The 20390-nt window shown below is 64.8% G+C and carries 17 protein-coding genes; 8 read left to right on the top strand and 9 right to left on the bottom strand.

All coding sequences use genetic code 11. The features are described 5' to 3' along the window. Positions 1 to 36 precede the first annotated feature (36 nt). Positions 37 to 477, top strand: coding sequence for a universal stress protein (locus ACP4XC_RS11480; RefSeq protein ID WP_427169657.1), 441 nt, complete (start codon positions 37 to 39; stop codon positions 475 to 477). A gap of 126 nt (positions 478 to 603) precedes the next feature. Here ACP4XC_RS11480 and ACP4XC_RS11475 read toward each other — a convergent pair whose 3' ends face one another. Next, entirely contained in the window at positions 604 to 1434 is an 831-nt protein-coding gene (locus tag ACP4XC_RS11475; RefSeq protein ID WP_427169655.1) for an oxidoreductase, read from the bottom strand. 169 nt (positions 1435 to 1603) lie between these two features. On the opposite strand from ACP4XC_RS11475, the gene ACP4XC_RS11470 reads away from it, so the two are divergent. Further along, positions 1604 to 2443, top strand: coding sequence for an SDR family oxidoreductase (locus ACP4XC_RS11470; RefSeq protein ID WP_427169653.1), 840 nt, complete (start codon positions 1604 to 1606; stop codon positions 2441 to 2443). A 47-nt stretch (positions 2444 to 2490) separates the two neighbouring features. Here the strand turns inward: ACP4XC_RS11470 and ACP4XC_RS11465 are convergent, their stop codons facing one another. From ACP4XC_RS11465 to glgC, 3 genes are all read right to left on the bottom strand, one after another. Then, positions 2491 to 2955, bottom strand: coding sequence for a pyridoxamine 5'-phosphate oxidase family protein (locus ACP4XC_RS11465; protein ID WP_427169651.1), 465 nt, complete (start codon positions 2953 to 2955; stop codon positions 2491 to 2493). Positions 2956 to 3049: 94 nt separating this feature from the next. Continuing rightward, positions 3050 to 4501 carry an SDR family NAD(P)-dependent oxidoreductase gene (locus tag ACP4XC_RS11460; protein WP_427169649.1) on the bottom strand — a complete coding sequence of 484 codons (1452 nt, stop codon included), beginning with the start codon at positions 4499 to 4501 and terminating at the stop codon, positions 3050 to 3052. A 51-nt stretch (positions 4502 to 4552) separates the two neighbouring features. Beyond that, on the bottom strand, positions 4553 to 5965 hold the full coding sequence (glgC, locus tag ACP4XC_RS11455) for a glucose-1-phosphate adenylyltransferase (RefSeq protein ID WP_427175092.1): 1413 nt from the start codon (positions 5963 to 5965) through the stop codon (positions 4553 to 4555). 95 nt (positions 5966 to 6060) lie between these two features. Between glgC and glgA the strand changes: the two genes are divergently transcribed. Next, positions 6061 to 7257 (top strand): glycogen synthase, encoded by a 1197-nt coding sequence (glgA, locus tag ACP4XC_RS11450; protein ID WP_427169647.1) that lies wholly within the window; start codon positions 6061 to 6063, stop codon positions 7255 to 7257. Between the two features lie 101 nt (positions 7258 to 7358). On the opposite strand, the gene ACP4XC_RS11445 is transcribed toward glgA, so the two are convergent. Next, a complete protein-coding gene (locus ACP4XC_RS11445) occupies positions 7359 to 8159 on the bottom strand; it encodes an AfsR/SARP family transcriptional regulator (RefSeq protein ID WP_427169645.1) in 801 nt (266 codons plus the stop codon). Positions 8160 to 8462: 303 nt separating this feature from the next. Here ACP4XC_RS11445 and ACP4XC_RS11440 point away from each other — a divergent pair, with 303 nt between their 5' ends. Together ACP4XC_RS11440 and ACP4XC_RS11435 are read left to right on the top strand one after the other, a co-directional pair. After that, on the top strand, positions 8463 to 9785 hold the full coding sequence (locus ACP4XC_RS11440) for an aspartate kinase (RefSeq protein ID WP_427175091.1): 1323 nt from the start codon (positions 8463 to 8465) through the stop codon (positions 9783 to 9785). A gap of 94 nt (positions 9786 to 9879) precedes the next feature. Then, positions 9880 to 11352, top strand: coding sequence for an aspartate aminotransferase family protein (locus ACP4XC_RS11435; protein WP_427169643.1), 1473 nt, complete (start codon positions 9880 to 9882; stop codon positions 11350 to 11352). 95 nt (positions 11353 to 11447) lie between these two features. Here ACP4XC_RS11435 and ACP4XC_RS11430 read toward each other — a convergent pair whose 3' ends face one another. Then, a complete protein-coding gene (locus ACP4XC_RS11430; RefSeq protein WP_427169641.1) occupies positions 11448 to 13520 on the bottom strand; it encodes an acyl-CoA dehydrogenase in 2073 nt (690 codons plus the stop codon). Between the two features lie 50 nt (positions 13521 to 13570). Then, positions 13571 to 14260, bottom strand: coding sequence for a TetR/AcrR family transcriptional regulator (locus ACP4XC_RS11425; protein WP_427169639.1), 690 nt, complete (start codon positions 14258 to 14260; stop codon positions 13571 to 13573). A gap of 61 nt (positions 14261 to 14321) precedes the next feature. Between ACP4XC_RS11425 and ACP4XC_RS11420 the strand changes: the two genes are divergently transcribed. Genes ACP4XC_RS11420 through ACP4XC_RS11410 form a run of 3 tightly spaced genes read left to right on the top strand, consistent with a single transcriptional unit; the run spans position 14322 to position 17947 of the window. Beyond that, the gene (locus tag ACP4XC_RS11420; protein ID WP_427169637.1) at positions 14322 to 15686 is read left to right on the top strand and encodes an acetyl-CoA C-acetyltransferase; all 1365 of its coding nucleotides are present in this window, start codon (positions 14322 to 14324) and stop codon (positions 15684 to 15686) included. 9 nt (positions 15687 to 15695) lie between these two features. Then, positions 15696 to 17036 (top strand): 3-oxoacyl-ACP reductase, encoded by a 1341-nt coding sequence (locus ACP4XC_RS11415; RefSeq protein WP_427169635.1) that lies wholly within the window; start codon positions 15696 to 15698, stop codon positions 17034 to 17036. Further along, positions 17033 to 17947 (top strand): MaoC family dehydratase, encoded by a 915-nt coding sequence (locus ACP4XC_RS11410; RefSeq protein ID WP_427169633.1) that lies wholly within the window; start codon positions 17033 to 17035, stop codon positions 17945 to 17947. Before ACP4XC_RS11415 ends, ACP4XC_RS11410 begins: the two co-directional genes overlap by 4 nt. Positions 17948 to 18038: 91 nt before the next feature. Here ACP4XC_RS11410 and ACP4XC_RS11405 read toward each other — a convergent pair whose 3' ends face one another. After that, positions 18039 to 19205 (bottom strand): FUSC family protein, encoded by a 1167-nt coding sequence (locus ACP4XC_RS11405; protein WP_427169631.1) that lies wholly within the window; start codon positions 19203 to 19205, stop codon positions 18039 to 18041. 51 nt (positions 19206 to 19256) lie between these two features. Then, the gene (locus ACP4XC_RS11400) at positions 19257 to 20387 is read right to left on the bottom strand and encodes a serine hydrolase domain-containing protein (protein ID WP_427169629.1); all 1131 of its coding nucleotides are present in this window, start codon (positions 20385 to 20387) and stop codon (positions 19257 to 19259) included. Positions 20388 to 20390 lie beyond the last annotated feature (3 nt).

Genomic DNA, 20390 nt, shown 5'->3' with positions numbered 1-20390 from the left:
ATGGCACGTATAGCCGTGCCTGTGAAAAGGAGAATAATGGGCGAAAACCGGGAGATCCGAACCATCGTCGTTGGGATTGACGGGTCCGACGCGTCCGTTGAAGCCCTGCGGCAGGCGCAGGCCCTGGCCGAGCCCCTGGGTGCCCACGTGGTGGCCATGGCGTGCTGGGACTACCCGCCAGTTTATGACGGCTACGTTGCCATGGGCATCAACGACTTCGATGTCAGCGCCGGCGAGATACTCAAGGAAACCGTGGCCAAGGCATTCGGACCCGAAACTCCGGAGAATGTCGAGTCCAAGCTGGTTCAAGGGCGCCCCAGGCCCACGCTCCTCGAGGCCAGCAGGAACGCGGACATGCTCGTTCTGGGCCGTCGGGGACATGGGGGATTCGGCGGGCTGCTGCTGGGCTCCGTGAGTTCCGCCTGCGTCGCCCACGCCCATTGCCCGGTCCTCGTGGTGCACACACCTGAAAACTGAGGGACGCCGCAGTCCATGATCGCCAACTCTTGATCGTCGTCGAGCGGGGTGAGCCTTTGGACGCCGAGCATGCCTGGGGCGATCTGGCTCACTGGCCGCACTGCCCAGACGGGTGTATTCCATTCCTCAGCCCTCGATCCCGGTGCTGAGGCTGAGGTCCCGCCATTGGTCCAGTTCGGCGCGTTCTGCCTGGGCGACGGCGGCAAAGGCATCGCAAGCGTCTTTGCCGAGGACCGCCAGGAACGGCGGGTTCGGGCTTTCGACGATCGCCATGATGGCTTCGGCGGCCTTTGCGGGGTCGCCAGACTGGCTGCCGTGGACGGTGTCGTGCTCCTTGCGCCGTTTCCCCGCCGTTTCCGCATAGTCGCCGATCGCCGTCGCGGACTGGGTGAGTGAACGTCCGGCGAAGTCCGTGCGGAAAGCGCCGGGCTCAACGACGGTGACATTGATGCCGAGCGGCTGCACTTCCTTCTGCAGGGATCCGGACAGGCCCTCCAGGGCCGCCTTTGTGGCCGAGTAGTACCCGGATCCGGCCGGTTTGATCCGGGCTCCGATCGAGGAGATGTTCAGGATGTGCCCTGCCCTGTTCGCGCGCATGTCGGGGAGGACCGCTTTGATCATGTCGACGGCGCCGAAAACGTTCGTGTCGAACAACAGCCGGACGTCGGCGTCGTCCGCTTCCTCTACCGCCGCACGGTAGCCGTAGCCGGCATTGTTGACCAGCACATCGATCGCTCCGAAGCGCATCCGGGCCTGCTGGATCACCGAGCTGATCTGTTCGCGGTCGGTGACGTCGAGGGGGAGGGCCAGCGCCGTGTCGGGGAAATCGTCCGCGATCTCCTGCAGGGTGGCGGCGTTTCGTGCGGTCACGACGGCGTTGTGGCCGTGGGCGAGCACTGCCTGGGCCAGGGCCCGGCCAAGTCCGGTGGAGCATCCTGTGATGAGCCATGTTGCCATGAGTGTGTTCCTTTCATTCTCCGGAGTCGGAGCTTGGCGGGATGCCAGGTCTGGACGCCAGGAGGATTTACATCCATACAACAGGAGAGCATCCACGGGTGGGAGGAACTGTTGATACAGGTACTCCCAGTGCCTCCCGCCCTCGGCTGAAGGCTTCTAGGGTTGATGCATGGAGACCAACTTGGGCGACGTCATTGTTGTCATCGGAGCCGGCTCGATCGGGCAGGCAATCGCCCGGCGCGTCAGCGCCGGCAAGAAGGTTGTGTTGGCCGACCTGGACCAAGGCAACGCCAACGCCGCGGCCGAGGTCTTGAGCAACGCCGGTTTCGAAGTCACCACAATGACCGTCGACGTTTCCTCGCGCCAGTCCATTCACGCCCTGGTCAAGACGGCCACCGCCGGGGGCGAGGTCACCGGTGTCATCCATGCCGCAGGTGTCTCGCCCAGCCAGGCGTCGCCGGAAACCATCCTGGCCGTGGACCTCTACGGCACTGCCGTGCTGCTGGAGGAATTCGGGAATGTCATTGCCTGCGGCGGCGCCGGCGTGGTCATCGCCTCCCAGTCCGGCCACCGCCTCCCTGCCCTGACTCCCGAGCAAAACAAAGCCCTTGCGACGACGCCGGCCGACGAACTCCTGGCGCTTCCCATGCTTCGGCCCGGCCAGATCACAGACTCCCTGCACGCCTACCAGCTGGCCAAGCGCGGTAACTCGCTCCGCGTGATGGCCGAGGCCGTGCGATGGGGCAAACGGGGTGCTCGGGTCAATACCATCAGCCCGGGCATTATTTTCACCCCGCTGGCCAAAGATGAACTGGCCGGCCCCCGCGGCGAAGGATATCGGCGCATGATCGAGCTGTCCCCGGCGGGGCGGGGCGGCACTCCGGACGAGGTCGGCACTGTGGGCGCGCTTCTTATGGGCCAGGACGGCGCGTTCATCACCGGCAGCGACTTCCTCATGGACGGCGGCGTCACAGCATCGTACTTCTACGGCGACCTTGCACCGCAGTGATCGGACACTAAGCTCGCAGCACCCTTCGAAGGGCGGCTGCGTGGCGGCTATTCGAAGGACGCCCGGCGTGGGTCGGACAGCCGCGTGGTCCACAGATCGGGTTTCTTTACCTTGAACCGCCGGCCCGTCAGTGCCTTCGGGGCCAGCCGAACGTAGTAGTCCTTGTCTCCCGGCTGCCACGGCTCAAGGAAGAGGGCGTCAACGGCGTTCTTCTCTTCAGGGCTTTCGATTAGCTCAGACTCGCCGCGGGCCACAACGCTCCACGCCATCTGCTCGTGTGCATCGTAGCCGTCAATTTCAAAAGCGACGGGTTTGGCGGTCATGGCGGCCCAGAGCTTCGTCCCCCCAGCGGTGCGGAACACGATGGCGCGGCGCTCCAGAACGAAGTTCACGGGGAAGATCTCCGGATGACCGTCAACTATAAGCGCTATTCTCCCGACGGTTTCGGTATCGAGCATGACCCAGCACTGGTCGATGGATAGCTGGCCTTCCGGCGGCGTCGTGGTGTCCATGTAAACACACGTTACGTACCCGCCCGCGGGCTCATTAGGGCCATAAGGCCTCTATCGCCGGAACGCGGCTACTGATAGCGCCCCCTTGACACGCCTACCACGGGCTTGGCTTGTAGTCCTTCAGGAAGACGCCGTACTGATCCTCGCCGCCTTCGCCCATAACGATCGGATCGTAGACCCTGGCGGCACCATCCACCAGATCCAGCGGAGCGTGGAATCCCTCTTCCATCAGCCGGACCTTGGTGTAATGCGGGCGTTCGTCCGTAATCCATCCGGTGTCAACGGCCGTCATGAGGATGCCGTCGGAGTCGAGCATTTCCTGCGCGCTGGTGCGGGTCATCATGTTCAGTGCTGCCTTGGCCATGTTCGTATGGGGGTGTCCCGGGCCCTTGTAGGCGCGGGAGAACTGTCCCTCCATGGCACTGACGTTGACGATGTATTTGCGTCGTGCCGTGGAGCGTCTCATGGCCCCGCGCAGCCGGCTCACCAGCAGGAACGGGGCAGTGACGTTGCAGAGTTGGACTTCGAGCATCTCCAAAGGATCCACTTCGTCCACCACCTGGGTCCAGCTGTTAATCGTCGCCAGGTCCGGAACAAGGCCGCCGGCGTCGATCGCAGTTCCGGAGGCAATCCGTTCCAAGGAAGCCGAACCGGTCGACAGCGCCAGCGACGTCACGGCGTCACCGGCAAGGACAGGATGCTCCAGGACAGTGCTTGCCAGGGCGAGGGGGTGCTTGTCATGGGCGTGGCCGAAAGTCACCAGCTCCGGGCCGCCACGGGCGGCGTCGAGCGCGGCGGGCAAGGGTTCATCCTCGGCGTCCACGAGCGGCTTGTACGCGTTCCCGGACCGCCGGACGGTCTGGGCTGCGTTGTTGATGATGATGTCCAGCGGGCCGGCGGCATCCAGGGAGTCGGTCAATGCCATCACCTGGGAGGGATCGCGCAGGTCGATTCCCACAATCCTCAGCCGGTGCAGCCACTCACCGCTGTCCTCCATGGCCGCAAAACGCCGGGCGGCGTCCTTGGGGAACCGGGTGGTGATGGTGGTGTGGGCACCATCGCGCAGCAGCCGCAATGCGATGTACATTCCAATCTTGGCGCGGCCGCCGGTCAGCAGCGCCCTTCGGCCGGTCAGATCGGTCCGGGCGTCCCGCTTGCTGTGGCTGAAAACTGCGCACTCGGGGCACAGCTGGTGGTAGAAGGCGTCGACCTGGGTGTAGTGCCTCTTGCAGATGTAGCAGGGACGGGATCTGATGAGGTGACCCGCAATCTCCCCGGTGGCCGATGGCTCCAGCTTGTTGCCCCGGGTTTCGTCGTCTATCCGGTCCGGCGCCGCCGTCGCGGTCTGAGCAAGGACGGCGCGGTCCGATTCGGCGATCAGGTCCCGCTTGGTGACCCGGCGGTGGCGCTTGACTGCCTTGAACATCTTCCCAGTGGCCTGACGCACCGAGACGTAGTCGGGGTGCTCCTCGTCGTAGGCGTGGATAGTGTTTAGAACCTTAAGGCAGGCCTGAATGTCCTCAGGCGTCAAATCGGGGGAGCTCATTGTCCCAATTTTACAGCCTTCGGGCAGACCGGCCTGCCCGAAGGCATCGTCCTACAACGCTGTGGAGGATTGCCTATCCACGCCCACCGCGGCGGCCTGGGTTTCGCCGACCTTTTCGAGGGAATCGCGAACGCCGGGATAGTTTGCCGTAGCAGTCTTCACGGCATTCGGCACAAGGTGCAGGTTGGCTGCGGAAAGGGCGCGCTCAGTCTCGTCCGGCTCGGGGACAAGCTGGCCCTTCGAGAGGACCGTGATACCGGACTCCGTGACTTTGAAGCCGCGGGCACGGTCCAGTTCCGGGTCCAGTCCGATCGTGGCTCCGGCGGGGACTTTGACGTTCTTGTCCAGGATGGCGCGCTTGACCACGGCGCCTTCACCAATCTGGACCTTGTCCATCAGGACCGAATCCACGACACGGCTCGAGGTTCCCACGTATACGTCGTTGGAGAGCACCGAGCCTTCCACGATGCCGCCGGAGATGACCACGCCGCTGGCCACGATTGAATCCAAGGCTGTGCCCACGGTGTTGCCCTGGCCACGCACGAACTTTGCGGGCGGCGAGATGCTCTGGCGCGTGTAGATAGGCCATTCGGAGTTGTACAGGTTGAATACGGGCATCGGGGAGATGAGGTCCATGTGGGCGTCGTAGAAAGAGTCGATGGTGCCCACGTCGCGCCAGTAGGTCCGGTCCCGTTCGGTGGAACCCGGGATGTCATTGAGCGTGAAGTCATAGACGCCGGCCTCGCCCTGGTTCACGAAGTAAGGAATGATGTCGCCGCCCATGTCGTGCTTGGTGTCCAGCCGCTCCGCATCAACGTGCAGCGCGGCAACAAGGGCATCGGCGTCGAACACGTAGTTGCCCATCGAGGCAAGGAACTGTGATGGATCGGCGGCAAGTCCGGGAGTCGACGACGGTTTCTCCACGAAAGCGGCAATCTTTTGGGGGTTGTCCTGATCGACTTCGATCACGCCAAACTGATCGGCCATGTGGAGCGGCTGGCGAACAGCGGCAACCGTGGCTTTGGCCCCGCTGGCAACATGCTGCTCCACCATCTGGGCGAAGTCCATGCGGTAGACGTGGTCGGCGCCAACCACAACCACGATGTCGGGGTTCGCGTCGTGGATAAGGTTCAGGGACTGGTAGATAGCGTTGGCGCTGCCAAGGAACCAGCTCTTGCCAACACGCTGCTGCGCGGGCACGGAAGCCACATAGTTCCCCAACTGAGTGGACATCCGCCACGTTTCGGAAATGTGGCGGTCCAGGCTGTGCGACTTATATTGCGTAAGCACAACTATCTGCAGATACCGCGAATTGACAAGATTTGACAATGCAAAGTCAATAAGCCGGTAACTGCCGGCAAAGGGCACCGCCGGTTTAGCACGGTCTGCCGTCAGCGGCATTAGTCGATTTCCTTCGCCGCCCGCGAGGACAATTGCCAGAACTTTCTTCATCGGCATGGTGATAACTCCCTGTACGCCTTCGTAGCACCCCAAAGATCCGGCACGCCCGGACTCCTTCACACTAGAACAGATACGGCGGAAGGACTACCTTGGGTATCGTGCGAATAGACATTGTGACCAAAGAGTTCCCGCCCGAGATTTATGGTGGCGCCGGAGTCCATGTGGCTGAATTGAGCCGGGTACTGGCCAAACATGTGGAATTGCAGGTGCGGGCCTTCGGGGCGCCCCGGGATCCCGATTACCATGGTGCGACCGTGACGTCCTACTCAGTGCCCGCCGATTTGGATACCGCCAACGCGGCCGTCCAAACCCTCGGCGTGGACCTGCGTATCGTTCCGGATATCGCCGGGGCGGACCTTGTGCATTCGCACACCTGGTACGCCAACATGGCCGGACACCTGGCGTCCTTGCTGCACGGCATTCCGCATGTTCTCAGCGCCCACAGCCTGGAACCGCTGCGGCCCTGGAAGGCGGAACAGCTCGGCGGCGGCTACGCGTTGTCTTCATGGGTGGAGAAGACCGCTTATGAAGCTGCTGCCGCAATCATCGCGGTCTCGGAAGGCATGCGCCAGGACATCCTGCGCAGCTACCCGGACGTGGATCCTGCCAGGGTCAGGGTTGTCCATAACGGAATCGACGTGGCGCTGTGGAACCGCGCCGAGGGCGAGGACGCCATTCGCGCTCTCGGCATCGACCCGGAACGGCCCAGCGTTGTCTTTGTGGGCCGCAACACGCGCCAGAAGGGCGTTCCTTACTTGCTTCGCGCGGCGGCCAAGCTGCCGGCGGACGTCCAACTCGTACTGTGCCTCGGCGCAGCCGACACTCCTGAGCTGGCCGCGGAAACCGCGCGCCTCATCGAGGAACTGCAAGGTCAGCGCAGCGGCGTCGTGCTGATTGAACGAATGCTGCCGCGCAACGAGCTGATCCAGGTCCTGAGCCATGCGACGGCCTTCGCCTGCCCCTCCATCTACGAGCCGCTGGGCATCGTCAACCTGGAAGCCATGGCCTGCGGGGCTGCAGTGGTGGCGAGCGCCACGGGCGGCATTCCCGAGGTGGTCCAGCACGGCGAGACAGGTCTGCTTGTGCAACTGGACCAGGTCACCGATGGGACCGGGACGCCGCTGGATCCTGAAAAGTTCGTCAACGAGTTTGCTGCAGCCCTCACTGAAGTGGTGTCCGATCCTGAGCGCGCGCGTACCATGGGCCAAGCGGGACGGCGCCGTGCGGAGGAGCACTTCTCCTGGGACTCCATCACCCAAACCACCCTTGAGGTTTACCGCTCCGTCCTTAAGTAACCGGTTTCAGGTAACCGTTTCAGGTACCGCTCCAAGTAGCCGGCTACCTATAGCCATCCTCAGGTGGCCGGGGCAAATGACGGGCCAAAAGGCCTGCACTCCTACCGCCGCGGGTCCTCAGGCAGCGTTCTCTGCCGGAGGGCCCGCTTGCGTGGGGTGGCCCGGGTGTGGGCGTTTGCCTGAGTCCGGTGTTCCTCGCGGGTGAGGATAGGTTGGACCAACGCGGCGATCTTCTCCGAAGGCGCGACACCAACTTCCTCCCACAGCCGGCGGCGGAAATCCTGGTAGACATGCAGGGCGGACGCAAGATTGCCGTCGGCCATGTGGGTTTCGATCCTTAGCCGATGGGCGCTCTCGCGGAGCGGATCAATGGCCACGGCGGCGCCAGCGGCATCCAGGGCGCCGTCGATGTCACCTCGTTGCAGGCAGGTGCGGGCCAGCCTTTCAAGAACATTCAATCTCAGTTGCTCCCAGCGCTCCTGTTCGGCCACGGCCCAATCCTCATACCAGCCCGGGAGCAAGCCCGGCCCGCGGAGTTCCTGGAGCAGGTCGGCCTCCAGCGCAGGGGAGGACGACTCATCCAGCCGGCTGATCTGTTCCCGTATTTCCCGGGTGTCCACGCGGACAGTGGAGCGCAGCTCCAATGGATCATTGCCATCAACCAGCAATTCAGGGAGCCGGTGGGATATCACCCAGATGCTTTCACGAAGGTTGCCGGCGGCCTTCAGCTCTGAGCTCTCCGGCCAGAGCAGCCCGGCGAGGGTGGTTCGATGAATGCTCTTATGCAGTGCGATGGCGGCAATCACGCGCTGCTGGCGGAGGGCAACCGTGACGGGCCGGCCGTTGCAGCTCAGCTGCCAGCCATCCACGAGAGTCAGGGACCACTGACACGGTCCATCCATGGGTATAAGCCCTCTCACCTCAAAGCATGGTTTAAGGCACCCCCGAGCAATTGAGACCGTGAACTTCAGCTTGCACGGCTGGCTTATGGGTGTCAACGCTCCACCCCAAATCGCCGACGACCTGCCGCGCCAGCCGACGCCGACAGCCTGTGTTCTTCCGACTCTCGGGTAATAACAGAGCAGTGACAGATGCGTAACAGCCGTTGCTCTATAAGTCGAGTGTAGGAATGTGTCGGGACCATAGGGGACATTGTGTACCGCCAGACTGCCGTTGATAGCCAACCGTTCGACGTAGGCCCCGCCCTGCCGCTGCAGGGCCTCCACTCGGGGAGAAGCCTCAAAGTTCCCTCCGGCAGCCTTGTGGTCCAGAAGTACGGTGGATCCTCCGTGGCGGATCCCGAGGGCATCCGCCGGGTCGCCGGCAGGGTCGCCGCTGCCCACATCGCCGGGCATCAGGTGGTGGTGGTGGTCTCAGCCATGGGCGATACCACGGACGAACTTCTTGAGCTCGCAACGCGGGTGGCCCCCAGTCCCCGCTCGAAAGATGTGGATGCCCTCCTGACCACAGGCGAACGCATCTCCACCTCCGTCTTGGCGATAGCCCTCGCGAGCCTGGGTATTCCTTCCCGGACATTCAGCGGCAGCAAAGCCGGACTCATCACCGACGGAACCCACCGGAACGCCCACATAGTCGACGTGCAGCCCGCCAAAATCCAGGCCTGCCTCGACCACGGGGCAGTGGCCATCGTGGCCGGTTTTCAGGGCCGAAGCCGCAAGAAGGGGAAGATCACCACGCTGGGCAGGGGCGGATCCGATCTCACGGCCGTTGCGCTGGCGGCCGCCCTCGGGGCTGCCGTGTGCGAGATCTATACCGACGTCGACGGGGTCTTCACCGCCGATCCCCGGGTGGTGCCCCGGGCCAGGAAGATCGACTCGATTTCGAGCGACGAAATGCTGGAGCTTGCGGCCTCCGGAGCAAAGGTGTTGAACCTGCGCTGTGTCGAGTATGCCCGCAGGTTCTCAGTGTGCATCCATGTCCGCTCCTCGTTCACCATGGACGAAGGCACCCTCATCGTGCCCGCTATCCATGACCCGGCTGCCGGCCCCCGGACTCCCAGCAAGGAGCAGCCGGTGATTACCGGCGTCGTGCGGGAGCGCTCGACTGCCAAAATCACCGTGGCCGGGGCCCCGAACGATGCCGCAGGCATATCCCTGGTTTTCGGGGTCCTCGCCGGGACGAACGCGAACGTGGACATGATTGTGCAGAATACGTCTTCCGACGGGGCTGACCGCATGGACTTGACGTTCACCGTACGGGCCGCGGACGGCCCCCGTGTTGTCGAGGCGCTCGAGGGCGCACGGCAGATCATCGGGTTCCACCGGCTCCACTACGACGAACAGATCGGCAAGTTGTCCCTGGTGGGGCTGGGAATGAGGTCGGACCCGCACGTGGTCGCCAAGTTCTTCAAGGCCCTGTCCGCCGCGGGAATCAACGTCGAACTGATCTCGACGTCCGAAGTCCGGATCACCGTCGTCACACGCGCGGCGCAGCTCGATGAGGCGGCCCGGGCAGTGGATGCGGCCTTCCATTTAAGCCCCAGGCAGGAGGCACTGACCCTGCGATGAGCCAGCATTCACGTTGCCGGACCCGCACAACGGGTTCCGGTCCGAAGCGGTCGGCGTACGATCCGGCCCTGTTTTCCCGTGAACGGAGAAGATCATGACCATCCAACATACTCTCGACTCGCCCGTCCCCCACGTCTCTGGTCCGCTGCCCGGCCCCCGTTCCGCGGAATTACTAGCACGGCAACAGCAGCGGGAATCGAACGCCCGAACCTATCCCCGCCACCTTCCCATTGCGATTGCAGAGGCAGCGGGTTCGTACGTGCGGGACCTGGACGACAACGTCTTCATCGATTTCCTGGCAGGCGCAGGTGTGCTGTCGCTGGGCCATAACCACCCCGAACTCGTCCGTGTGGTCACCGACCAGCTCGGAAAATTCACCCACGGCCTGGACTTCCCCACGCCGGCGAAGGACGCTTTCACGGAAGCGCAACTCTCAATGCTTCCATCCGGCATGAGGGACCGGATGAAGCTCCACTTCTGCGGCCCCACCGGGGCCAATGCCGTGGACGCGGCAGTCAAGCTCTGCAAGACCGCTACGGGCCGCGGCGATATCATCGCGTTCCAGGGAAGCTTCCATGGCAGCAGCGCGGCAGCCATGGCCCTCACCGGACTGCTTGAGCAGAAAAGCCCGGTGCGCAACGGGCTGCCCGGGGTGCACTTCTTTCCATTTTCCTACTGCACGCGCTGCCCCCTGGGCCTGCGGCCGGAATCCTCATCCACCAACTGCGCCACGTACCTTGAGATGTCGCTGAAAGACACGCACAGCGGAGTGCCACTGCCGGCCGCCGTTATCCTCGAACTGATCCAGGGCGAAGGCGGGGTGATCCCCGCTACCCAGGAATTCGCCCGCCGGGTCCGGAACGTGACACGCGAACTGGGTATTCCCCTCATCGTCGATGAGGTTCAGACCGGATGCGGACGCACCGGGACATGGTTTGCGTTCGAACAGTACGGGATTGAACCTGACGTCATCGTGGCGTCCAAAGCACTCAGCGGCATCGGACTCCCGGTCTCAGTCATCATCTATGACCGTGCTCTGGACAAGTGGGAGCCAGGTGCCCACACAGGCACCTTCCGCGGCAATCAACTGGCATTTGCCGCCGGCGCCGAAGCCGTGCGCATCATGCGCCGTGACGATGTACTGGGCAACGTGCGCAGGCGCGGGGACCAGATTGCCACTCTTCTGGCGCCGCTGCACCGCAACCCATGGGTGCGGGAACTCCGGGGGCGGGGACTGATGTGGGGGATCGAACTGGCCGACCCGGTCACCGGCAACCCGGCGGGCGACATCGCTGGCGGAGTGCAGGACAGGGCGCTGCGCAAGGGCCTGATTCTCGAGCGCGGGGGCAGGCACGACTGCGTGGTGCGCATGCTCCCGCCGTTGAACGTGACCCCTGACGTCGTCGCAATCGCCTGCCGGCTGCTTCTCGAATCCATTGATGAGGAACTAGAGCTCGCCCGCCGCCTCGGGGGGCGGCGGAATGACAGGGTCCCCGCATCGGACCATGACGGCCTCCCGCCGGTCCGGCGGAAGGCCAGGGCGGCACGGGAGCGGCTCCACGGGTAGACCAGAGACCGTCAGCAGGGGGCCGGCGCCTTCGCCGCCGTCATCGGCGTCAACCGGCAGGGAACCGTCAGCGGCCCCCGCAGCTCACCTCGCCGCTACCCAGGCTTCCGGGCCAGCAGCACCTTCCCGTCCACCGGAGCCGCCCCGCTGGCGCGCTCGGCGCGGAAGTAGGCGCGCGCCTCATCCTGCCGGACCTGCTCGGCGCCGGTGGCGATCGCGGCGCGGAGGTGCTCGGGTCCGTAGCCAAAGGCGTCCACCAGGTCCAGTGCGTGCGGACGGATCTTCACGAGCAGGCGGTTGATGTAGTCACCCACGGTCCGGCCGCGCTGCATTGAGAGCCGGCCGTTCATCAGGTACCACGAGAGGCTTTTCTCGATGAGCGAGAGGCCAAAGAGGTCGCGGAGCCACGTCAGCACCCTGAGAGTGCCGGGATCTCCGACCTCCCGGAGAGCCTCCGTGAATGCTTCCCACTGAAGCAGTTCGGCGTGGGCCTGGGCAGCTTCAATGAGGTCGTCCTGATGCTGATTGAACACAGCCGCTGCCTGGTGCTGCGGCATCTTGTTGGCACCCTTCAGCGCGGCGCCCGCCTCGGCGACCATGGTCTGCACCCTGTCAGTGAGGAGCGTTCGCTGGCTCTCTTCGTCGCGGAGGGCAATGGCGGCCTTCTGAACCGAGCCAGTGTCCGCGACAAACTGGGCCACCTGCCGCAGTCCGGTCCGATGGACCGCCGCTCCTGCAGCCTGAGTAACCACATACCGTGCCAGCACACCCACATCCACATTGCGGAACTCCCGGGCGTAGTCTGCCAGGAGCCGTTTGGCTACGAGCTGCAGCAGCACGGTGTTGTCCCCCTCGAACGTTACATAAACGTCCAGGTCGGCGCGCAGGGAGGCGAAGCGGTTCTCTATCAGGAATCCAGCCCCCCCACAGGCTTCACGGCATTCCTGAAGGGTGTCGAGGGCATGCCAGGTGCTCAGCGGCTTCAGAGCGGCAGCGAGGGTTTCCAGGTCCTGGCGGTCCTCATCCGTGCTGTGGGCGCCAGAGAACACGTCGTCGAACTTCTGCAGGAGCTGCTCATGGGCGAAGCCCGCCGCGTAAGTGGTTGCGAGCCGGGTGAAGAGACGGCGTTGGTGCCGCTGGTAGTCCAGGAGCACTTCCTCATCGGTGTGGGATGACGCATTGAACTGCCGCCGCTCGCTGGCGTAGTGGATGGCGGTCTTTAAAGCCAGTTTGCTGGCGGCCACCGCGGCGCCGTCCAAGGAAACCCGCCCCTGTACCAGGGTCCCAAGCATCGTGAAGAAGCGGCGCCCCGGGCTGGCAATCGGGGACGTGTAAACGCCGTTGGCGTCGACATCCCCGTACCGGTTCAGGAGGTTGGTCCGCGGAATCCGGACATTGCTGAAGTGCAACCGGCCGTTATCGATTCCGTTCAGGCCGCCCTTGACGCCGTCGTCCTCGCCGCCGATGCCGGGCAGGAATTCTTTGGTGCGGGGATCGCGCAGGTTCATGTAGAAGGCATGCACGCCGTGGTTGACTCCGCTGGTCACCAGCTGGGCGAACACCACCGCAGCGATGCCGTCGATGGCGGCGTTGCCTATGTAGTCCTTCCACGCGGCGCGGAACGGTGTGTTGATTACGAATTCCTGCGTCGAGGGATCGAAGGTGGCCGTTGTGGCGATGCTCGCGACATCCGAGCCGTGTCCGGTCTCAGTCATTGCGAAACACCCGGGGATGTCCAGGTTCATGATGCCGGGGAGCCATTTCGTGTGATGCTCCGCGGTTCCGAGGTGCATCACGGCGGAACCGAAGAGTCCCCATTGCACGCCGGCTTTGATCTGCAAAGACGGATCGGCCGTGACAAGTTCCTCAAAGCCGGCGATATTCCCGCCGTGATCATCCGAACCGCCCAGCGCCGAGGGGAAAGCGCGGTGCACGGCATTGTGCTCAACAAGGTACTTGAGCTGACCGAAGGTGCGCCTGCGGTGTTCGGTGTGCGTGAGTCCCTCGGTCTTGTGCAGTTCCGGGCGCCCGGACAGTTCTCGGGTCTGCTTCCGGATCTTGGCCCATTTGCCGAGGAGCTGCTCGCCCAGGGCTTCGACGTCGATGGAGGGTGATCCTTGGGGACGCCCCTTTGCGCTGTTTGTGGCGCGTTCGACTACTTCAGTCATCTGGATTCCTTCGTTGGTTCTGAGAGTGCGTAGCTCTTTGGAGCCCGCTTCTAGCGGAGGTCTTTCGTTTCCATCTGGGGTGCTATACCCACACAGAGCCATGCCGTGATCTGACGGGCCATCGTTTCCTGGTCTGGCTTGGCGGGCGACTCCGGCGTGGCGAGCCACTGCTCGCCCGCGTTCCGCACCAGTCCGATGGCCGCCGTCGGCCAATAACCGATGACAGCCTCCTTGCCTGCACCCAGATGGGAGCGCATGGGGCGGGCGATCATGTCCCGGACCGCTTCGAAGAAATGGCCAAGCGCTCCCGCCGTCGCAATGTCTGCACCTGCCTCAGCCGCCTCGCCGGGGGAGTACTTCGTGACAAACGCGTAGACGTTAGGGCTCGCCCCAGCCATTTGCAGATACGCGGAGACCATGGCGAACAGGCCCTCCCGAGGACTCTGGGCGCTCTCTACGGCCTCTTGCATGCGGCGCTGCATCTGGCTTAACACCGCCTCGCCCACCGCCTGCTGGAGGCCGGCTTTGTCACCGAAATACCGGTAAAACACGGACTTGGACGTCCCTGCGGCCGCGGCAATCTCTTCCATCGAGGCATCGCTGCCAAGGATGTGCACGGCCCTTCTGGCGGATTTGACGAGCTCTCGACGACGCTCCTCGCGGTGGGACTGCCAGCGCGCTGCCCGGCCGTCGACGGCGCCGCCGAACGGTACGGGATGGTCAGCAGGGGGAATGTTCACGATACTGAGCGTATCAGGTACGCTGGGTATCGATAACCGTTTTGATCAAAGGAGTCAGCACATGTCCTCTAACGGACAGTCCGCAGCCGGACCAGAGGTAACCCCCCACACTCCCGCCGCCGGTACCGGAACGCTCCGGCGCGCCGTGGTGGTAGGCGGCAACCGCATCCCTTTCGCCCGGACTGGAGGCGCTTACACCAAGTCGTCGAACCAGGACATGCTCACCGCTGCCCTGAATGGGCTGATTGCCCGCTTTGGCCTCCAGGAAGAACGTATTGGCGAAGTTGCGGCCGGAGCTGTCCTCAAGCATTCGCGGGACTTCAACCTCACCCGCGAGGCTGTCCTCGGTTCGGCACTGTCCGCCGAGACCCCTGCCTATGATCTGCAGCAGGCATGCGCCACGGGGCTGGAGACCGTGCTTGGCCTGGCGAACAAAATCAAACTCAGCCAGATCGATTCGGCCATCGCCGGAGGGGTGGACTCCGCGTCGGATGCACCCGTGGCTGTCAGCGAGGGCCTCCGCGAGGTCCTTCTTGACCTCAATCGCGCCAAGACGCTGCCGCAGCGGCTCCAGGTGCTGAGCCGCCTGCGTCCCAGGGATCTGTCGCCCGACGCTCCCAACACGGGCGAGCCCCGGACCGGGCTCTCGATGGGAGAGCACCAGGCCCTTACCACCGCCCAGTGGCACATCACGCGGGAGGCGCAGGACGAACTGGCGTTCAAGAGCCACCGGAATCTCGCCGCCGCTTACGATGCAGGCTTCTTCGATGACCTCATCACCCCGTACCGGGGCCTGAGCAGGGACTCGAACCTCCGCGCCGACACTAGCCTGGAAAAGCTCGCCACGCTCACGCCCGTCTTCGGCAAGAGCCTGGGCGCGGAGGCCACCATGACAGCCGGAAATTCCACCCCCCTCACAGATGGCGCATCAACGGTTCTGCTGGCCTCGGAGGAATGGGCTGCCGCTCACGATCTGCCCATGCTTGCCTCTGTGGTGGACGGCGAGGCGGCGGCCGTCGATTTTGTCCATGGCAAGGACGGCCTGCTGATGGCCCCGGCATTTGCGGTGCCGCGGTTGCTGAAGCGCCGCGGCCTGAGCCTCGAGGACTTCGATTTCTTCGAGATCCACGAAGCCTTCGCCGGGACCGTCCTGAGCACGCTCGCGGCCTGGGAAGACGAGGAATTCGGCCGGACGAGGCTGGGCCTCGACGGCGCGTTTGGGACCATCGACCGGTCCAGGCTGAACGTGAACGGCTCCTCGTTGGCGGCGGGGCACCCGTTTGCTGCCACCGGCGGGCGGATTGTGGCCTCCCTGGCCAAGATGCTCCACGAAAAAGGCCAGGTGGATGGACGCCCGGCCCGCGGCCTGATTTCGATCTGTGCCGCCGGCGGCCAGGGCGTCGTCGCCATTCTCGAAGCAATCTAGGGGGACCCAATGACGGACAAATACACGCAGTTCGTAAGCAGCGGATTGGGCAAGGAATTAGCCAGGAAGCTTGGGCTTCCCCAGCCCGTGGTGCTTCGGCGCCATGCACCCGGCCAGCCGCTGGTGCCCGGGCCCGTCCTGGTGCAGGGCGATACCCGCGGGGCCGATGAGCTGGCCTCAGCCCTGCTGTCCTGGGACCTCGATGTTCGCCGGCACGCCGTGCCACGCGAGAAACTGGGCGCCATTGTGGTGGTCCTCGATGAACTGGTCCATCCCGTGGACCTGGAGAAGCCGGTCCTGGCCGCCGCCGCATCACTGCGCGACCTGGCGCCAAGCGCGCGGGTGGTCACCCTGTCCCGGACGCCGGCGAGCGCCGCCGCGCCGGCGGTCTCGGCGGCCAGGGAGGGAGTTCACGGACTGCTGCGCTCCCTGGCCAAGGAGCTGCGGGCCGGGGCCACCGCCAACGGCATTGTCCTGGCCGACGGCGTAAACACCACCACCCCCAGCACCCTGGGTGCCTTGCGGTTCTTCCTCTCAGGACGGTCCGCCTTTGTGGACGGGCAACTGCTGACGGTCACTTCGGGATCGGGCTCGCCGCCCGACGACGTCGAACGCCCCCTTGCCGGAAAGGTCGCAGTGGTGACGGGTGCTGCCCGCGGCATCGGCGCGGCTATTGCCCGCACCCTGCATCGCGACGGCGCCACGGTGGTCGCCGTGGACGTTCCGGCTGCCGGGGATCACCTCGCAGCGGTGGCCAATGAGGTCCGGGGTACGGCCCTGCAGCTGGACATCACCGGGGCGGACGCAGGCAACCGCATCATCGGGCACGCGGTGGAGCGGCACGGGCGCCTGGATATTGTGGTTCACAACGCGGGCATCACGCGGGACAAGCTGCTGGCCAACATGGACCCGAGCCGGTGGAGCTCCGTGATCGGCGTCAACATCGCGGCCCAGCTCCGCATCAACGACGCGCTGCTGGCCTCGGAGCACTTCCGGAGCGCCCCCCGCATTGTCTCCGTGGCGTCCACCAGCGGGATTGCGGGAAACCGCGGGCAAACCAACTACGCCGCGTCCAAGGCGGGCGTGATGGGCATGGTGCGGGCCACGGCCCCATTCCTCGCCACAAGCGGAGGCACCATCAACGCGGTGGCGCCAGGTTTCATTGAAACCGAGATGACCGCCCGGATACCCTTTGCAACCCGGGAAATCGCCCGGCGGCTCAACTCACTGCAGCAAGGTGGCCGGCCCGGCGATGTCGCCGAGGCCATCGCTTTCCTCGCCAGCGACGCCGCCGGCGGAATCTCGGGAGAGATCCTGCGGGTGTGCGGACAGAACATGGTGGGAGCATGACAGGCACCCAGCCCCTCGTCCTCGCCGAGATGCCCTCACTATCGAAGCTTTACCTAAATGCCGCAGCCACTGCGGCCCGGCGCAGGGTGCTCGGCGCCGACGCGGGCATTACGCTGCCGTCGAACGGGCACGAGGTCAGGGGCGTACGTGCGGATGTGGGGAACTTGACGGCCTTCCAGCATCTGGTTGGCGAGACCGCCAGCGATATCCTGCCCGCCGGCTTCATCCACGCATTGGCCTTTCCGCTGGCCATGAGCGTGATGAACCGCGAGGACTTTCCGCTCCCGCTGCTGGGAATGATCCATCTCAACAACCGGGTGGAGCAGCACAGTCCCGTGCTTTTCACGGAGGCCGTGGACATCCGCGCGTGGGCTGAGAACCTGCGCGGGCACCGCGCCGGATCGCAGGTTGACCTTGTGGCGGAAGTGCGCGGGGAAGGGGAGGCAGGCGCCCGCTGGAAGGGTGTGTCCACGTACCTGGCCAAAGGCGTCTTTCTTCCCGGGATAGACAAACCCTCCGCATCCACGGGGCCTGGCACGTTTTCGGCTCCTGACCCCACCGCACTTTGGCAGCTTGGCGTTGATACCGGACGGGCGTATGCCGCCGTTTCGGGTGACTTCAACCCCATCCACCTCAGCGTTCTCACGGCCAAGGCCCTGGGTATGCGGCGCTCCATAGCCCACGGCATGTACCTCGCTTCCCGGGCGCTGGCCGACGTCGGCGCCGTCAAAGGTGATTCCTTCAGCTGGGACGTGGCCTTTGAGGCACCGGTATTCCTGCCGGCACGGGTGGCCTTGGACATCGGCACCGTCCACTCCGAGACCGGGACATGGCAGCGTTCCCGCTACGTGGCGTGGAACCCGCGCTCGGGCCGCAGGCATTTCAGTGGAGAGGTTGCTGCCCTGGCTTAAGCCGCAGCACTGGAGCGGCGCCGGCGGCTCTTACACCCGGCGCCGCCGCCTTCATGCCAGGCTCGTGCGTTCGGCTCATGCAATCTGGCGGTTAGTGCGTCTCCGCGCCGGGCGCGCCGGGCGCCGGCGCCTCATTGCCCGCTTGGCTCGCCTTGACCACGCGCAGCATGCGGTGCAGGCTCATCAGGACGGATTCCACTGCGCTGGGCGCGTCCACGCTGTGAGGTTCGGAGGCTATCCGCCCGGTGAGCTCTTTGACCTTGGCATCGGCCGTTTCGGCGAGCTCGGCCTGCTGCTTGGGGTGGTCCTCCTCCGTGGAGCGCAGCACATCACCCAGAGAGGAAATGGCGCCGGCGAGCTGTTCCGTGTACTCGTCGGGGACCACAAAGGGGGTGTCCGGCGCCCAGATGACGTCCGAGAGAACCTGGGTCACATCCTGGATGTGGAAGGTCACTTGTTCCAGATCCCGGAGGTTTTGGTAGTCCCGGTCCACATCGCGGGGATGGAGGCGCCGGCGGGGATTGGCCCGGCGGCTGGCGTCGGCCTTCTGCACGGCGAGGCGCACCGAACGGGCGTGGTTGGCCAGGGTGTCAGAGCGGCGCGACCAGTCCTGATGCTCCGGCGGCCAGCTTTCCTTCAGCGCCTTGCCCATGTCCCAGAGTTGCTGGGCAAGCGCCTGGCGAAGTTCTGCAATGCTCAGCGCGGCGGCACGGAAATGCAGCGGTGGGAAGACGAGCAGGTTCACCAGGATGCCGACGGTGACGCCGACCCCCATCTGAAACAGGTACCCGAAGCTGAACTTGTCCGGGTTATGGCCTCCGACCAGCAGAACCAGCAGCGCCGCCGTCGGAATCCAGTCCCTGCCCGAACCCAGCCGTGGCAGACCGGCGAGGACCACGCCGAGGCCCATGATCACCGCCACCGTGAGAGGCGAGGGGTCCCCGAGGATGAACAGCATAAAGGCCAGCCCGATGCCGAGGGCCAGGCCAACCAGTGTCTGCACCCCCTGGCGCATTGAGCCGGCGACGTTTTCGTACATGGCAACCAAGGCGCCCAGCGGCGCGTAGTACGGATAGTCGGCAGCGGAGCCAGGCATAAAGGGCGCGATGGCGAAGGCAATACCGGCGGCCAGTGCCGCCTTGAGAGCGAGCTGGAGGCGGGGCCACAGCAGTGTGGCCGAAACTGTGCTGGCCACCGCGCGGAAGAGTCGGTGCAGTGGGGAAGGAGCACTTCCAGCTGGCTCATGTGGATTAGTCATCGCGCATCACCTTAGGGCCCGGACATTGCTGCGACAAGTGGATGATCTTTTTCAGGAGATGGCTGCGGCTGCCGGCTCAGTGGCAGCGGCCGCGCGCCTGACTGTTTGGGCCAGACGGTGCGCACGCCCCGGGGTGCGGCCCTCCTCCTGGCGCCGCGGGATGTATCCAAAGCCGAGGCCGTACGAGGGGTCTGCGAAGCCCAGCGCGGCGTTGGCGCCTTCGTGGCCAAAGGCCCTGTGGCTGCCGAAGTTCCGTGCTGGATGCGGTTTCATAAACACTATGGCAAACGCGTTGTCCTGACCGGAGGTGCGGTCCTGCCCCCAGACCTGCTCCTCCGCCATGACCCGAATGGTTTCCCTGTTCAGGAACCCTGGGCCGCCGTCGATGCCGGTGGTGGCTGCTGCGTAGAGGCGCGCCAGGCCGTGGGCGGATCCCACCCCGCCGGCGCTGCTCATACCGGCGGACCGGACCACCCGGTGATTGGGCAGTTCCATGACGCTGCCGACCGCCGCATTACCGTTCAGTCCATCGATGCTCAGGGGATCCAGCCACGGCTGATCCGGCTCCACATCGAAGAGAACCTCAAGAAACCGGGCCTCCTGGACTTGCGGCAGTCCCAGATAGAAGTCGACGCCGAAGGGGACCCGAAGCCGGGTCTCGTAGAGTTCCTGCAATGTGCTGCCGGTGAGACGGCGGCAGAGCTCCTCCATCAGGATGCCGATGGTCAGTGCGTGGTATCCGAACGTGGTGCCAGGGCGCCACAGAGGCTCGGCGGCGGCAAGCCGTTGTGCTGCCCGGGCCGTTGCGAACTCGTCAAGGGCGAAGCCGCCCGCCACGCCCAGCAGGCCGGCGCGGTGTGAGAGGGCCTGCCGGACGGTGATCTGGCCTTTTCCATGGACGGCGAACTCCGGCCAATAAGAGGCCACGGTCCGGTCCAGGTCGAGCAGACCGTCCTGGACCAGCAAGGCGATCACAAAAGCAGCCGCGCCCTTGGAGCACGAGTAGGCCCCGGTGATGGAATCGGCCGATATGTGCGGGCCGCCGGTCAGGTGTACCACAGAGACTCCGCGGTGATACACCGACAACTGGGCGCTGTACTCCGGGTCCTCACGGAGGAAGGAATCGAAGAGGGCACGGACTTCGTGGAAGTCCGCCGTGGCGAACCCTTGTGACAGTGGCATGGA

This window comes from Arthrobacter sp. 92 (assembly GCF_050260325.1).
Lineage (GTDB): Bacteria > Actinomycetota > Actinomycetes > Actinomycetales > Micrococcaceae > Arthrobacter.
Note: the sequence above shows the minus strand (reverse complement) of the source record. Positions and strands in the feature narration are given on the sequence as shown.